We start from the raw sequence: 13,628 nt of genomic DNA on the forward strand, positions 1-13,628 counted from the left end.
TGCACGCCGATGCGTTGCGGTCTCGCCTCTCATGCGGCTACCTGCCTCACGCGTCGTGACTCAGTTTGCCGGGTAGTTTGCCTGACACAGCACGCCATTCGGCATCGAGCGCAGCGACGATTTGCGCGGCGCCGAGACCGGCCTCGCGCGTACGCGAAAGCGGTGCGCCCTGCCCCGACCACAGCGACAGATAATCGCCGTCGTTCTCGCGCGCCGCGCGCTGCCGCAACGGCTGCGTGAGCGCGTTCTGCACGGGGTACGGCGCGACCGTCTCGGGCCGAGCCTCGAGCTGCTGCATGAGCGGATTGCGAATGCCGCGCGCGTGGCGTCCGGTGATCGCGCGCGTGACCGAGGTCGCGGTATCCGTCGACGTACGCAGCCGCGCCTTCCAGTCGGCGGGAATCGCACTTTCCGCGCAGCCGAGAAACGCGGTGCCCATCTGCACGCCTTGCGCGCCCAGCGCGAGCGCCGCGACGATGCCGCGCCCGTCCATGATGCCGCCCGCCGCCAGGACCGGCAGGCCGACCGCACCGGGCGCAGCGACCGCATCGACGAGTTGCGGCACCAGCGCCATCGTGCCGATAAGCGCGTGCGGCGCCTCGCCGATGAACGTGCCGCGGTGGCCGCCCGCTTCGGCGCCTTGCGCGACGATCGCATCCGCACCCGCGTCGCGCCACGCGATGGCTTCGGCCACGTGAGTGGCCGTGCCCATCACGTAGCTGCCCGCCGCATGCAGGCGCGCGACGTCGGACTTGGGCAACAGGCCGAACGTGAAGCTCACCACCGGCACGCGCAGCTCGATCACCGCGTCGAGTTGCGCGCGAAAGTCGGGCGCGTAACGTGCGAGCGCCTCACCGGGCGGCAAACCGTGCTGAGCCGCCACCGGATCGATCGCTTCGAGCGCGCGGCGCACGGTGGCTTCGTCTGGATTCGCAGGGTCGAGCACGAAGAGATTCACGCCGAAGGGCTTGTCGGTAAGCGCGCGAATCGCGGCGACTTCGCTCGCGATCTTTTCGGGTGCGAGCGCCGCCCCGGCGAGAAAACCGAGCCCGCCCGCGTTCGACACCGCCGCGACGAGCGCGGGCGTGGTCGGGCCGCCCGCCATCGGCCCCTGCACGAGCGGCAGGCGCAAACCGAAGCGGCGGCTGAACGGCGTGGAAAAGTCGGGCGACGTGCGCAACGCGGGAGCAGAACTCATGAGGCGATCCTTGTATGGCTGAACGAGCGATGACGATGCAATCGCTACCGACTCTAGCCAAAGCCCTCCTGCCCGAAAAATGAATAATCGAGATCATTACGATCCGCTTGCGAGAACGGGTTTTCCGCGGCGTGCGCTGCAGAGGTTCAAGGGCCTATGGCAAACTGGCTCCCCGATTTCGCGACGCGCCGCGGGCAGTGTGCGAGCCGCCTGCCTGAGCGCTGCGGCGCGTCGCATGACTCATTGATGAAGACGGAGAAACAACATGAGCGTTTCGACCAAATGGATCGACATTCCCGCCGGCAATGACAGCTTCGGCGCGTACCTCGCGCTGCCCAGGGGCGGCAAGGGTCCGGGCATCGTCATCCTGCAGGAGATCTTCGGCGTGAACGGGCACATCCGCGACGTCGTCGAGCAATATGCGCTCGACGGCTACGTGGCGATCGCCCCCGACGTGTTCTGGCGCGCGGCCCCGCGCGTCGAGCTCGACTACGTCGGCGCGGACCGCGATCGCGGCATCGCGCTGATGCAGAAGACGGACGTCAACCTCGTGGTCGAGGACATCGCCGCGACCGCGACTGCGCTGCGCGCGCTGCCCGAGTGCACGGGCAAGGTCGCAGCGATCGGCTACTGCTTCGGCGGCCGTCTTGCCTACCTCGCGGCCGCCAGCGGTTCGGTGGATGCGGCGGTGTCGTACTACGGCGGCGGTATCCAGAATCAGCTCGATCTCGCCGACAAGGTCACCAAGCCGATCCTCTTCCACTACGCCGAACTCGATCACGGCATTCCGCTTTCGGCGGTGGGTCAGGTGAAGGAGCGCTTCGCGGGCCGCCCGAACGCCGAGTTCCACCTGTACCCGAACGCCGATCACGGCTTCAACTGCTCGGTGCGCGCCTCGTACAACCAGCACGCTGCGGCGCTCGCGCACGGCCGCACGTTGAGCTTCCTGGCCGAGCATCTGTAATACCCTTCGGGCGGCAACGACGGTTGTCGCCCGGCCGTCGTTGCGCACGCCTCGCTGCATCGATGCGCGCGCAACGACAAACCCCGCAGGCGCGCCGCCCGCTTACACTCCTTGCGTAGCCGTATCGCTCAAGCCCGGCCCCAACCCGACGACGAGGAGTGCGCGCCTTGCAATCCGACTATCTGGAATACGACGCCATCGGCCTCGCCGATCTCGTGCGACGCCGCGAGGTGAGCGCGCGCGAGCTGCTCGACACCGCCATCGCCCGTGCGGAAGCCGCCAATCCCGCGATCAACGCCATCGTCCTCAAGGACTATGAAGCGGCGCGCGAGCGCGCGCGGCGCATCGAGGCGTCCGGCAACGGCGTGAGCGCGCTGAGCGAAGGGCCGCTCGCCGGCGTGCCGTTTCTCGTCAAGGACCTCGGCGCGGCCGTGGCCGGGCTGCGGATGACGCTCGGCAGCCGTCATTACCGCCACTACATTCCCACCGCCGACGCGCCCGTGGTTGCGCGGTTTCGCGCCGCGGGCCTGAATATCTTCGGCAAGACCAGCGCCTCGGAACTCGGGCAGATGCCCTATACCGAACCCGAGCTCTTCGGCCCCTGCCGCAACCCGTGGAACCTCGATCACACGCCCGGCGGCTCGAGCGGCGGCGCGGCCGCCTCGGTCGCGGCAGGCATCGTACCGCTCGCGCACGCGTCCGACGGTGGCGGTTCGATCCGCATTCCGGCGTCGTGCTGCGGGCTCTTCGGCTTCAAGCCGTCGCGCGCGTTCCAGCCGGCGTCCGACGTGCCGCCCCCGCCCGGCGCACTCGGCGTCGATCTCGCGGTGTCGCGCAGCGTGCGTGACAGCGCGCTGATGCTCGACCTGATCGCCGGCGACCCCGCGCTGCCTGCCGGCGCGCCCGGCACCTTCCTCGCCGCCGCGCGCGCCCCGCTCGACGGCTCGAAGCCGCTCGCCATCGCGCTGTTGACCGAGCCGATGTTCGCGGACACACTCGCGCCCGAAGTGCGCAGCGCGCTCGACGATGCCGCCGAACTGCTCACGTCGCTCGGCCATCGCGTGGAGCCGTTTTCGCTGCCCGTGGATTACGCACAGGCGCGCGAGGCGTTCCTGATGCTGTGGTCGGTGGTGGCCGAGCAGTACGTGCTGCACGCGGACGACATCACGGGCACGAAGCCGCACCGCCGGGAGTTCGAGATCGCAACCTGGGCCATGGCGCACATCGGCCAGAAGCTCGGCGAGCGCGAGCTGCCCGCGGCGCTCGACGTACAGCAGCGCATCACGGCGCAGCTCGCCGACCTGATGAAGCGCTACGACGTGCTGCTGTGCCCGACGCTCGCGGCACCGCCGGTGAAAATCGGCGAACTGAAGCCAAGCCAGAGCGAGCGCATCCAGATGCGCGCGGTCACGGCCATGCCGGTGGAAGTGCTGATGAGAAAGCTGCTGACCGAAGCCTCGAACAAGGCATTCGCGTGGGCCGGCTGCACAGAGCTTTTCAACTTGACGGGCCAGCCGTCGATGTCGGTGCCGCTCGCGTGGAACGCTCGTGGGCTGCCGATCGGCGTTCAGTTCGCCGCACGCGAGGGCAACGACGCATTGTTGCTGCGCCTCGCGGCGCAACTGGAGGCGGCGCGCCCGTGGTTCAACCGTCGGCCGCCGTTGCTGCAGGCGCGGCGCTAGCGCGCTCGCGCTTTCATGAACGACGTGCGCGGGCAGTGAAGCGTGTGGGGTCTACGCATTGCAGTGCCCGCACCGTTCCATCACGCCTTCTTGTTATAAGCGCTGCACCAGCCCTTGCCCGCGACCTGCTTGCCGCCGAACATCGGGCACGGCGCGAACGCGTCGGTGGCCTTGCCCTGGTAGAACGTGCAGTTGCTGCAGTCCTGGCCGGCGGCGTACTTCGCGAACTTCGCTCGGTCGACCTTGGTCGCGTCGAGCTTGTAGCCGAGCGCCTGGGAAGTGGGATCGGATTCGGCAGCCTTGGGCGCGTCGGCGAGGGCCTGGCGCGAAAGCGCGAGCGTCGAAGCGACGCCGATGCTCGTAATCAGAAAGCTGCGGCGGGACGATTTCATATGACTCACTCCAGTATTGTGGCGATTCGTTCGCTGGGTTTTCGCGCGGCGCTATGGTGTGGCGCGTGCCGCGCATGCCTCTGAGCCGCTCTGGTGGCGGCGTCGCGAAGAAGCTTAACAACGAAGCAAGCCCCGGTGACGCTGCAATGCTGGAGATAAGTGAGCGGCATGATGCCGCTCGGCGGAAGAAGGGCGCAAAGCCCGATCAATCGAACGAAGCCATCTCGCACACGCGCTGTGCGATCGCCAGTGAAGCCGTGAGCCCCGGCGACTCGATGCCGAACAGGTTCACGAGGCCGCGCACGCCGTGCGACGCCGCGCCCTGAATCATGAAGTCGGCGGCGGGTTCGCCCGGCCCGGAGAGCTTCGGGCGGGTGCCCGCGTAAGCGGGCTGCAGTGCGCCGTCTGGCAGCGCCGGCCAGTAGGTGCGGATCTGCGCGTAGAAGGAATCGGCGCGGCGGGGATCGACGTCGTAATCGACCGCATCGATCCATTCGACGTCGGGGCCGAAGCGCGCCTGGCCGCCCAGATCGAGCGTGAGATGCACGCCGAGGCCCGCGTCGTTGGGCATCGGATAGATGAGGCGCGAGAACGGCACCCGACCCGAAACGCTGAAGTAATTGCCGCGCGCCAGATAGAACGGCGGCACATGGCGCGCGTCGAGCCCGCGAATGCGTTTGGCGAGCTTCGTCGCATAGAGGCCTGCGCTATTGATGACGCAGGTGGCTCGAATGTCGATCGGCGCGTCGCCGCCGGTTCGCACCGTGAAGCCGCCGCCCAGCGCATCGATCGACTCGACCGGCGACTTCAGCGCGATCACGGCGCCGTCGCGCTCCGCGTCGCCTTGCAGCGCGAGCATGAGCTGATGGCTGTCGACGATGCCGGTTTGCGGCGAGTACACGGCCGCGACGCATTCGAGCGCCGGTTCGAGCGCGAGCGCCTCGCTGCCGCTGATACGCGTGAGGTCGAACACGCCGTTTTCCTTGCCGCGCGCGCGAATCGCCTCGAGTTGCGGAATCTGGTTCGCCGCCGTGGCGACGAGCAGCTTGCCGCAGCGCGCGTGCGTGACATTGTGCGACGCGCAGTACTCGTAGAGCATTTCGCGCCCGCGCACGCACAACGTCGCCTTGAGCGAGCCGCGCGGGTAGTAGAGCCCGGCGTGAATCACCTCGCTATTGCGCGAACTGGTGCTGGTGCCGATGGCCTCGGCGGCTTCGAGCACGATCACCTCGCGCCCGCGCGCGGCAAGCGCACGCGCAACGGCGAGGCCGACCACGCCCGCGCCGATCACCACGCATTCGATCTGGTCCATGTCCCTGCATCCCGCCTTCGCAGCGCCGGCAGGCAAGCCGGCCGCACCGCGATCCTCTCTGCCATGGGGTGGGCAGCGCACCACGCGCGCCGCCGCCTGACAAAAATTGTACGCCGCCCGGCGGGGAGGCTACGCCAGACTCTCGCAAGGAAAGAGCGGAAGGGAACAGAGCAGGGCTGTCGGCGCGCATGCGCCGAAGCGTCAGTTGGCGATGTTGTGTGCGTGGAAGAAGCCCGCGGCCTGCTCGCGAGGCGCGGTATAGCCGCCCATCGCGTATTGCTGCGGATAAGCCGGCGAATTCGGGTCCAGACTCAGTTCACCGTGAGCACGGGCGCTGGCCAGCTCGGCCTTCACCTCGGCACGCGTCTTCGGGGCGTTCGTGGCGACCGCCGCGACGGGAAGCGATTGAACCGCCGGCGTCGCCGCATCGCCGCCAGCGAATGCGGGCGCAGTGGCAAGAGCGGTGGCGGCGCTGACCAGCAGGACAGCAAGCGTAACGGACTGCTTCATGGCGATGCTCCTTCGAGACGATGCCCGGCAAGCTTTGCAACCGATGCTGGCCAGCCGGCGGAATCCGGACAACGCGTTGGGCGCGTGGAAGCCAGTGTAAACACGGGCTATCGAAAAGCCATCCCGATAAGGAACAAGTCAGCGTTGCAGCAACGACAACAATTTTCGCCAAAACACCCCAAACATATTATGTTTGTTGCGCTTCAATAACCAATCACTCGGCACGCGATGGTTGAAGCGCGCCTGCCGCGCCCCCATCTCTGATGAACCGCTGCGGTCCGGCGTTTGCGAACCCGGTATAGGATCGATGGTCAGAACGTACCCGCCCCGCCGTAGCGTTGCCGACACTGTCGCCTCGCGCGGCGCCGTGCACGGAGCCACCTATATGAAGTTGTGGAAACATTGCCTTGCCCTGCTGCTCTTAGCCGCCCTCGCCGGAACGAGCGTGTGCGCGCTGGCGCAAACAACGGCGCAGCCGGCTTATACGACGCCTTCGGAGCCGCCCATCCTGCCGGGCACGCAAGCGCCGGCGGAGCCACCTCCGCCTCCCCCGCCGCCGACCTCACGCGCCGTGACGCCACCGCCCCCGCCGCCGCCCACTGCACCCGCCGGGACCGCCGGTGCGCCCGCTCCTGTCACGCAGGGCGCTGTCCAGTGGGAGTTGCAGGTGATGCGCGACGGCCAGCAAATCGACGCGTTCAATGGCACGACCTCGATCGGCCAGGCGCACACGGACACGCATCACAAGGTCGTCTCGCACCGCGTGGGCTGCAAGGATCAGCCGGCCGGCAGCATCGATCTGTCGCGCACGATCACCGTTTCGCCGCTGCAGGTTCGTGCGAACCTGGTCGTCCTGTCGGTCGACGCGCAGGAAACTCTCGAGAACGACACCGTGCCGACTACGCCCGAAGGCTGCCGGCTGCCACCGCAGCCGCGCCAGGTGAACGCGAGCCACCCGGGCCTGATCGTGCCCGATGGGCAGTGGGTGACCTGGCAGATCGTCGACCAGAACCCCTCGCTTGCGTACCGGGTACGCGCAACGCTCGCGCCGCCGTCCGCATCCGCACAGTGACCGCACCGATTCAATGCACGACCCGGCGTGACCCAATCCGTTAGAAAAAAACGCATGCGAAATCCCGAACAACCGCTCATCGACACCTCACTGAGCAAAGACTTCGTCGCCGTGAGCTGGAATCTGCACAAGGGCCGCTCGCCGCTGGGCTTCGAGGCCTGGGAGGCGATGCGGCGCTGGGTGCAGTCCACCCATGCCGACGCCTGGTTTCTCCAGGAAGCGATGGCCCGCCGCTTGCCGCAGCCGGTGCTCGCCTCGGCCTTCGGCGCGCAGCTGGGCGACCCGCTCGACGACGTCTGGCACTGCCAGGCCACCGAAATCGCCACCGCGCTCGAATTGCAGATCGCCCTCGGGCCCAACGTGTTCAAGCCTTCATGGCGGCACGGCAATGCGATTCTTTCGCCGCATCCGCTCGATCTGGGCGGACGCTGGGACATTTCTGCGCACCGCTTCGAGCGGCGCGGGCTGCTCGTTGCGCGCGCAAACATAGCCGGCCAGTCCGTCACGCTGCTGTGCGCGCACCTCGCGCTCACCCGCAGCGCGCGGCTGCGGCAGATGAACTGGATCGCGCACTGGATCGTGAAGGAGGCGCCGCAGGGGCCGCTCGTGCTGGCGGGCGACTTCAACGACTGGCGCAACGATTCCGTGCCGCTCTTTGCGGAGCATGGGCTGCAGGAAGTCGCGACGCTGCTCGGCGAGCCGGCGCGCACCTTTCCGGCCTTTTCGCCGGCGCTCGCGCTCGACAAGATGTTCGTCCGGGGCCTCAAGCCCGTCGAGCTGATCCAGCCCGCGCAGGAGACCGCCTGGCTCTCCGATCATCTGCCGTACATGGCGCGCCTGCGGCTCGAAGACTGACGCACTACGCAGTAGTGGCGGCGCGCGGCTTCCACCGAAGCATCCGCGCGACACTCCCCCGATCGCGGCCCGCGGCGCGTGCAAGCCCGCGCTAATATGTCGCGTCGCGCGCGCCGCGCGTTTCGTCAGGTCTCCTCAGATGCATTACCTCGCCACGCTGTCTCGCGCGCCGCGGCGCACGGTCGCAGCACCGCTGCAGCGTCGAAAATGGCGCCATTGCGCGCGCATCGGCGCCTAAAACCCGCGCCGAAACAGCCCCGCCAGCAGGGTCAATGCTGCGGGCTGTCAGACCTTCCGGTATCATTTAGCGGAAAATTCGCACAAGCCGATCGCGTTTTCGCAATCCGGCGCGTGCCGCCAGCAGCAGGAGAACCCGCTCTCGCGGGTCCTGGCAAGCTCCGCTCCGGCCCGCGAGGCCGGGTGAAGTTTGACCCGCCGCCCCCCTTTTGCCGTCGCCAGCCGTCCCCGCGAAAGCGTGTTGCGCCCGCGCGCGGACGCCAGCACACCGCCGCAGCGAGCCACCCTCCCTTGCCGCGCAGCGGACCCAACCCGGTCCAGGCAGATCGACAAAGCAGGATCGACCGGGTCCTTGCGGCGCGAGCGCGGTAAAATAGCGGATTGCGCCCCGTTCGCAGCGGGGCAAACTGGCAAAACAACAGGGACTTGCCTGCCGCGGCGTAAAGCCAGGCCGACGGGTCCCGGGCATATCGTCAAAGCTACGCTGTACTGGACAGCAGGCCGGCAGGATCGCCGCAGTCAGGCGGCGCTTGTTTCGCACTTCAGGAACCATGAGCAAATTCACCGAAGAAACCGTTCTGAGCGTCCATCACTGGACCGACACGCTTTTCAGCTTCACCTGCACGCGCGACCAGGCCCTGCGTTTCGATAACGGCCAGTTCACCATGGTCGGCCTCGAAGTGGACGGCAAGCCGCTGATGCGCGCGTACTCGCTCGCGAGCGCGAACTACGAAGAGCATCTGGAGTTTCTGAGCATCAAGGTGCCGGACGGCCCGCTCACGTCGCGCCTGCAGCACCTGAAGATCGGCGACAAGGTGCTGATCGGCAAGAAGCCCGTCGGCACGCTGGTGGCCGACAACCTGCTGCCCGGCAAGGTGCTGTGGCTGCTCTCGACCGGCACGGGCCTCGCCCCGTTCATGTCGATCATCAAAGACCCGGACATCTACGACCGCTTCGACAAGATCGTGCTCACGCACACCTGCCGTTTCGTCGACGAACTTGCGTACAAGGACTTCATCACCGAAGAGCTGCGCGAGCATGAATACCTCGGCGAGATCGTGCGCGAGAAGCTCGTGTACTACCCGACCGTCACGCGCGAAGTGTTCGACAACCGCGGTCGGATCACCGAGCTGATCGACACGAAGAAGCTGTTCGAAGACCTCGATCTGCCGTCGTTCTCGCCCGAGCGCGACCGCATCATGCTCTGCGGCAGCACGCACATGCTGCGCGACACCGTCGATCTGCTGGAAAAGGCCGGCCTCACGGAAGGCAGCAACAACCAGCCGGGTCACTACGTGGTGGAAAAGGCGTTCGTCGGTTAAGCGCCCACCTCAGGTCGCTCGCGACAAGAAGAACCGGAGCCTCGTGCTCCGGTTTTTTTTCGCCTGCGCATTTTTAATTGGCCCTGTATTTTGTCGTTGACGCAGTTACAGTTGTCACACAAATACGATACCTTTCCTGTCAGTATTTTTCCTACATGACAAAGCGCTGCGACCTCATGCTACACCTGAAGTTTGGCCGCTAACCCTTGTCCAGTCTGAAGTTTTTCTTTTTTTAAGATATTATCGCAACGCAACATTGGACACACTCATACGTGTCCAGGGGCAGAGCCAGGTTGTTACTGGTTGTAAATTTCGTTACGCTGCGCCGTGCTGTTCGCCGTCACGCGGGGAAGCCAAATCCCGACGGACGTCTGACAGCAGGAACCGGTTCCTGAACGGGGGAATGATGGATACGTCGAGATACGCCGCGCCGAACGCGCGCACGCCCGCCGGCGATGCGCCGCGCGCCGCTCATGGCGTCGACGGCCTCGCCCTCCTCGCCTGGTCCGCTGCCGCCGACGAGGCGGCCACGGTGGCCGCGCTCGAAGGCCTCGAGCGCGCACATCGGCAGATTGCCGCGCCAGCGCGCGGCGCACGCCGCCGCGCGAGCCGCACGCTTGCCCACGGCAGCGCCGCCCAGTCCATTCACGCCGACGAAGCCGTGCGCCACCAGCTCGCGCGCGACCTGCACGACAGCGTCGGCGCGGAACTCGCCGCCACGCACTTCGCGCTCGCCAACGTCCACACCTGGCTGCCCGCCAATGCCCCGCCGCAATGCGCCGAGGCGCTCGCGCTCGTCGCCCGCTCGCTCGAAGCCGCCACCGGCGCAATGCGCCAGGTGCTCGACGGCCTGCACGCGCCGCACCTCGACGCGGGCCTGGCACCGGCGCTCTCGTCGTGGGTGCACAGCTTCGCAGCGCGCACGGGCCTCGCCGCAAGCGTAGCCGGCGCCGGCGACGACGCGCGCCTTGCCCGCCTGCCCGCCGAGGCCGCGCTCGCCGTGTTCCGCGTCGCCCAGGAGGCGCTCGCCAATGTGGCGCGCCACGCGCAGGCCACGTGCGCCGAGGTGCGGCTCGAAAGCACGGCGCGCCACCTCACGCTCACCATCGCCGACGACGGCATCGGCCTCGCGCGCGCCGCGGGCCGCACGCGCCGCAGCCTGACGAACGGTCATGGCGACGACAGCACAGACAAAGGCGCGAGCCGCACCGCCCACTACGGCCTCGCCGGCATGCGCGAGCGCTGCGCCGCCTTCGGCGGCTCGCTGCGCGCCGTCAAGGGCGGCATCACGCACGCGCACGACGACGACGCACCGCAGGAAGCCGCCCCACGCGGCACGACCGTGCGCGCGCGCTTCGCCTGGGACGCGCTGCTCGGCGCCGCCCATTCCGCGTCGCCCCTCCTCATGAAACAAGGCGCCCGCTCATGACCCATCGCATCCTGCTCGTCGATGACCATGCCGTCGTGCGCCAGGGCGTTCGCCAGTTGCTGCTCGACCGCGGCATTGCCACCGAGGTGATCGAAGCGCAAACGGGCGCCGAGGCGCTGGCCGCGATCGCGAAGCATGTGTGCGACGTGGTCCTGCTCGACATCTCGCTGCCGGACATGAATGGCGTGGAGGTGCTCAAGCGTGCCAAGAAAAAGGCGCCGCGCGTGCCAGTGCTGATGTTCTCGATGTATCGCGAGGATCAATACGCGGTGCGCGCGCTGAAGGCGGGCGCGGCCGGCTATCTGTCGAAGACGGTGGACGCCGCGCAGATGATCTCCGCGATCCAGCAGGTCGCCGCGGGCCGCAAGTACGTGAGCCCGGCCATGGCCGAAGCGCTCGCCGACTACGTGCTGGTGGACGGCGAGCAACTGCCGCACGAGAAGCTTTCCGACCGCGAATACCAGACGCTGTGCATGCTCGCCTCGGGCAAGCGTCTCACCGACATCGCGCACGCGCTCTCGCTGTCGGTGAAGACCGTGAGCGTCTACCGCACGCGCCTGCTCGAAAAGATGAAGCTCACCAATAACGCCGAGCTGACCTTCTATGTGATGAGCAACCGGCTCGTCGACCTTTCGCCTACCGTCAACGCCTGACGTTGCGGCGCCCCTGCGGCATCAAGGCGGCCTTTCGCCACAACCCGTTGATCCGGAAATGAATCTCGCCGTTTGCGCGGGTCCCCGCAAGGATCGCGCGCGGGCGTCGCGGATTGCGGCGGAATCGTCCGCGTCAAACGAACGCTTCCGACCCTGCTCGACCGGTCTCGCGCGCGAGTTCCGCTAAAATTTAGGGTTTCCCCCAAAGGCATCCGGCACGCGAAGCCGGCGCAGGCGGGCGTAGGTCAATCATGGGTCAACCACGGGTCAACCACCGCTCCAGCTCCTCGCCTTCGCGCGTTTTACGTGGAGTTCCCCGCCAAATGTCCCTCTTTCGCAAGAAGAACGTCGAGCACATGTTGCAGGCAAGCGCCCAGGGCGCCGGCCTGAAAAAAGCACTCGGCGCACTTGACCTCACCTTTCTCGGCATCGGCGCGATCATCGGCACCGGCATTTTCGTGCTGACCGGCACCGGCGCCGTGCAGGCCGGCCCGGCGCTCATGATCGCGTTCCTGATCGCGGCCGTGGCCTGCTGCTTCGCCGCGCTCGCCTACGCCGAGTTCGCCTCGACCATTCCCGTGGCCGGCTCGATCTACACCTATTCGTACGCCACGCTCGGCGAGCTGGCCGCGTGGGTGATCGGCTGGGACCTGATGCTCGAGTACGGGCTCGCCACTTCCGCAGTCTCGGTGGGCTGGTCGGGCTACCTGCAGTCGCTGCTTTCGGGCTTCGGCCTCACGCTGCCGGCCGCGCTCTCGGCCGCGCCCGGCGCCGTGCCCGGCGTGCACACGCTCTTCAATCTGCCCGCCTTCCTCGTGATGATGGCGATCACGGGGCTGCTTTCCGTGGGCGTGCGCGAATCCACGCGCATCAACAACATCATGGTGGCGATCAAGGTGACCGTGGTGCTGCTCGTGATCGCCGTGGGCGTGTTCCACGTGACCCCCGCGAACTGGCATCCGTTCATGCCCAACGGCTGGCGCGGCGTGTTCGGCGCCGCGGCCGTGATGTTCTTCGCGTTCATCGGCTTCGACTCGGTGTCGTCCGCCGCCGAGGAAGTAAAGAACCCCAAGCGCGATCTGCCCATCGGTATCATCGCCTCGCTCGCCGTGTGTGCGGTGCTCTACGTCGCCGTGGCGGCGGTCGTGACCGGCATCGTGCCCTCGCCGCGCTTCGCCCATGTCGGCCACCCGGTCTCGTTCGCGCTGCAGGTGGCGGGCGAAAACTGGGTCGCGGGCTTCATCGATCTGGGCGCCGTGCTCGGCATGCTCACCGTGATCCTCGTGATGAGCTACGGCCAGACCCGCATCATCTTTGCGATGTCGCGCGACGGTCTCTTGCCCGCGAAGCTCTCGAAGGTGCATCCGCGCTTCGCCACGCCGTTCTTCACGACCTGGCTCGTCGGCATTTTCTTTGGTCTGATCGGCGCGCTCGTGCCCCTGAACGTGCTCGCCGAACTCATCAACATCGGCACGCTCGCCGCCTTCTCGATGGTGTCGATCGCCGTGCTCGTCCTGCGCCGTACGCACCCGCACCTGCCGCGCGCGTTCCGCTGCCCGGGTGTGCCCGTGGTGCCGATTCTCGCGGTCGCTTCGTGCCTGTTCCTCATGATCAATCTCCAGCCGCTCACGTGGGTCGCGTTCCTGGTCTGGACCGCGTTCGGCCTCATCGTCTACTTCGGCTACTCGCGTCGCCATTCGCGTCTCGCGCACGCACCGCACGAGCACGTGCATCACGACTGATGCGCGTGATCTCGCGGTGACTCATCGCTGCACTGCAACGCAACGGCCCGCCCGAGTCATCGAGGCGGGCCGTTTTTTTGCTGGCCGCAAGCATTCTGGAGGGTAAAACTCCGCGCAGCGAAATTCGGCAAATTGTGCTTTACTGTCCGGGCGTCACCCCAGGCTTCACTGAACAGCAAGGCACCAGCCGGACCCAGATTCCGCTCCACCCGCAATGGTTCGATCCGCCCGAAGCGCCCCGCGTGGTTTGCGCGGCGCCG

General features: G+C 67.2%; 11 protein-coding genes and 1 pseudogene. 8 read left to right on the forward strand and 4 right to left on the reverse strand.

Annotation, left to right across the window (positions count from 1 at the left end; genetic code table 11):
* Nucleotides 1-46: 46 nt before the first annotated feature.
* Nucleotides 47-1,198: an NAD(P)H-dependent flavin oxidoreductase gene (locus tag AB3X98_RS26300; protein WP_368603798.1), complete on the reverse strand. Its 1,152-nt coding sequence runs from the start codon at nt 1,196-1,198 to the stop codon at nt 47-49.
* A gap of 265 nt (nt 1,199-1,463) precedes the next feature.
* Between AB3X98_RS26300 and AB3X98_RS26305 the strand changes: the two genes are divergently transcribed.
* Nucleotides 1,464-2,162, forward strand: a complete 699-nt coding sequence (locus AB3X98_RS26305) for a dienelactone hydrolase family protein (RefSeq protein ID WP_368603797.1) — start codon at nt 1,464-1,466, stop codon at nt 2,160-2,162.
* Between the two features lie 167 nt (nt 2,163-2,329).
* Nucleotides 2,330-3,844, forward strand: coding sequence for an amidase (locus AB3X98_RS26310; protein WP_069265208.1), 1,515 nt, complete (start codon nt 2,330-2,332; stop codon nt 3,842-3,844).
* An 80-nt stretch (nt 3,845-3,924) separates the two neighbouring features.
* On the opposite strand, the gene AB3X98_RS26315 is transcribed toward AB3X98_RS26310, so the two are convergent.
* The 3 genes from AB3X98_RS26315 to AB3X98_RS26325 form a co-directional block, all read right to left on the reverse strand.
* A complete protein-coding gene (locus AB3X98_RS26315) occupies nt 3,925-4,236 on the reverse strand; it encodes a high-potential iron-sulfur protein (RefSeq protein ID WP_368603796.1) in 312 nt (103 codons plus the stop codon).
* Nucleotides 4,237-4,441: 205 nt separating this feature from the next.
* A complete protein-coding gene (locus tag AB3X98_RS26320; protein WP_368603795.1) occupies nt 4,442-5,548 on the reverse strand; it encodes an NAD(P)/FAD-dependent oxidoreductase in 1,107 nt (368 codons plus the stop codon).
* A gap of 201 nt (nt 5,549-5,749) precedes the next feature.
* The gene (locus AB3X98_RS26325; protein ID WP_368603794.1) at nt 5,750-6,058 is read right to left on the reverse strand and encodes a DUF4148 domain-containing protein; all 309 of its coding nucleotides are present in this window, start codon (nt 6,056-6,058) and stop codon (nt 5,750-5,752) included.
* Between the two features lie 649 nt (nt 6,059-6,707).
* Here AB3X98_RS26325 and AB3X98_RS26330 point away from each other — a divergent pair.
* The 6 genes and pseudogenes from AB3X98_RS26330 to AB3X98_RS26355 all read left to right on the forward strand — a co-directional run.
* Nucleotides 6,708-7,130 (forward strand): annotated as a pseudogene (locus tag AB3X98_RS26330) (hypothetical protein); the annotation flags it as partial.
* Between the two features lie 54 nt (nt 7,131-7,184).
* A complete protein-coding gene (locus AB3X98_RS26335; protein ID WP_069265212.1) occupies nt 7,185-7,985 on the forward strand; it encodes an endonuclease/exonuclease/phosphatase family protein in 801 nt (266 codons plus the stop codon).
* Between the two features lie 788 nt (nt 7,986-8,773).
* The gene (locus AB3X98_RS26340; protein ID WP_069265213.1) at nt 8,774-9,544 is read left to right on the forward strand and encodes a ferredoxin--NADP reductase; all 771 of its coding nucleotides are present in this window, start codon (nt 8,774-8,776) and stop codon (nt 9,542-9,544) included.
* Nucleotides 9,545-9,947: 403 nt separating this feature from the next.
* Nucleotides 9,948-10,973, forward strand: coding sequence for a sensor histidine kinase (locus tag AB3X98_RS26345; protein ID WP_368603793.1), 1,026 nt, complete (start codon nt 9,948-9,950; stop codon nt 10,971-10,973).
* Complete coding sequence (gene rqpR, locus AB3X98_RS26350; protein ID WP_069265214.1) at nt 10,970-11,626, forward strand: response regulator transcription factor RqpR; 657 nt, start codon at nt 10,970-10,972, stop codon at nt 11,624-11,626. The genes AB3X98_RS26345 and rqpR overlap by 4 nt, the downstream gene beginning before the upstream one ends.
* Nucleotides 11,627-11,949: 323 nt before the next feature.
* Entirely contained in the window at nt 11,950-13,368 is a 1,419-nt protein-coding gene (locus AB3X98_RS26355) for an amino acid permease (RefSeq protein WP_069265215.1), read from the forward strand.
* The last annotated feature ends 260 nt before the right edge of the window (nt 13,369-13,628 follow it).

It is taken from the genome of Paraburkholderia sp. BR14312, from assembly GCF_040948675.1.
In the GTDB taxonomy this organism is placed as follows: domain Bacteria; phylum Pseudomonadota; class Gammaproteobacteria; order Burkholderiales; family Burkholderiaceae; genus Paraburkholderia; species Paraburkholderia nodosa_A.

Coding starts and splice junctions, on each gene's coding strand:
- AB3X98_RS26340 (WP_069265213.1), top strand. CDS start 8,774: ATGAGCAAATTCACCGAAGAAACCGTTCTGAGCGTCCATCACTGGACC.
- AB3X98_RS26305 (WP_368603797.1), top strand. CDS start 1,464: ATGAGCGTTTCGACCAAATGGATCGACATTCCCGCCGGCAATGACAGC.
- AB3X98_RS26300 (WP_368603798.1), bottom strand. CDS start 1,198: ATGAGTTCTGCTCCCGCGTTGCGCACGTCGCCCGACTTTTCCACGCCG.
- AB3X98_RS26355 (WP_069265215.1), top strand. CDS start 11,950: ATGTCCCTCTTTCGCAAGAAGAACGTCGAGCACATGTTGCAGGCAAGC.
- rqpR (WP_069265214.1), top strand. CDS start 10,970: ATGACCCATCGCATCCTGCTCGTCGATGACCATGCCGTCGTGCGCCAG.
- AB3X98_RS26335 (WP_069265212.1), top strand. CDS start 7,185: ATGCGAAATCCCGAACAACCGCTCATCGACACCTCACTGAGCAAAGAC.
- AB3X98_RS26320 (WP_368603795.1), bottom strand. CDS start 5,548: ATGGACCAGATCGAATGCGTGGTGATCGGCGCGGGCGTGGTCGGCCTC.
- AB3X98_RS26345 (WP_368603793.1), top strand. CDS start 9,948: ATGATGGATACGTCGAGATACGCCGCGCCGAACGCGCGCACGCCCGCC.
- AB3X98_RS26315 (WP_368603796.1), bottom strand. CDS start 4,236: ATGAAATCGTCCCGCCGCAGCTTTCTGATTACGAGCATCGGCGTCGCT.
- AB3X98_RS26325 (WP_368603794.1), bottom strand. CDS start 6,058: ATGAAGCAGTCCGTTACGCTTGCTGTCCTGCTGGTCAGCGCCGCCACC.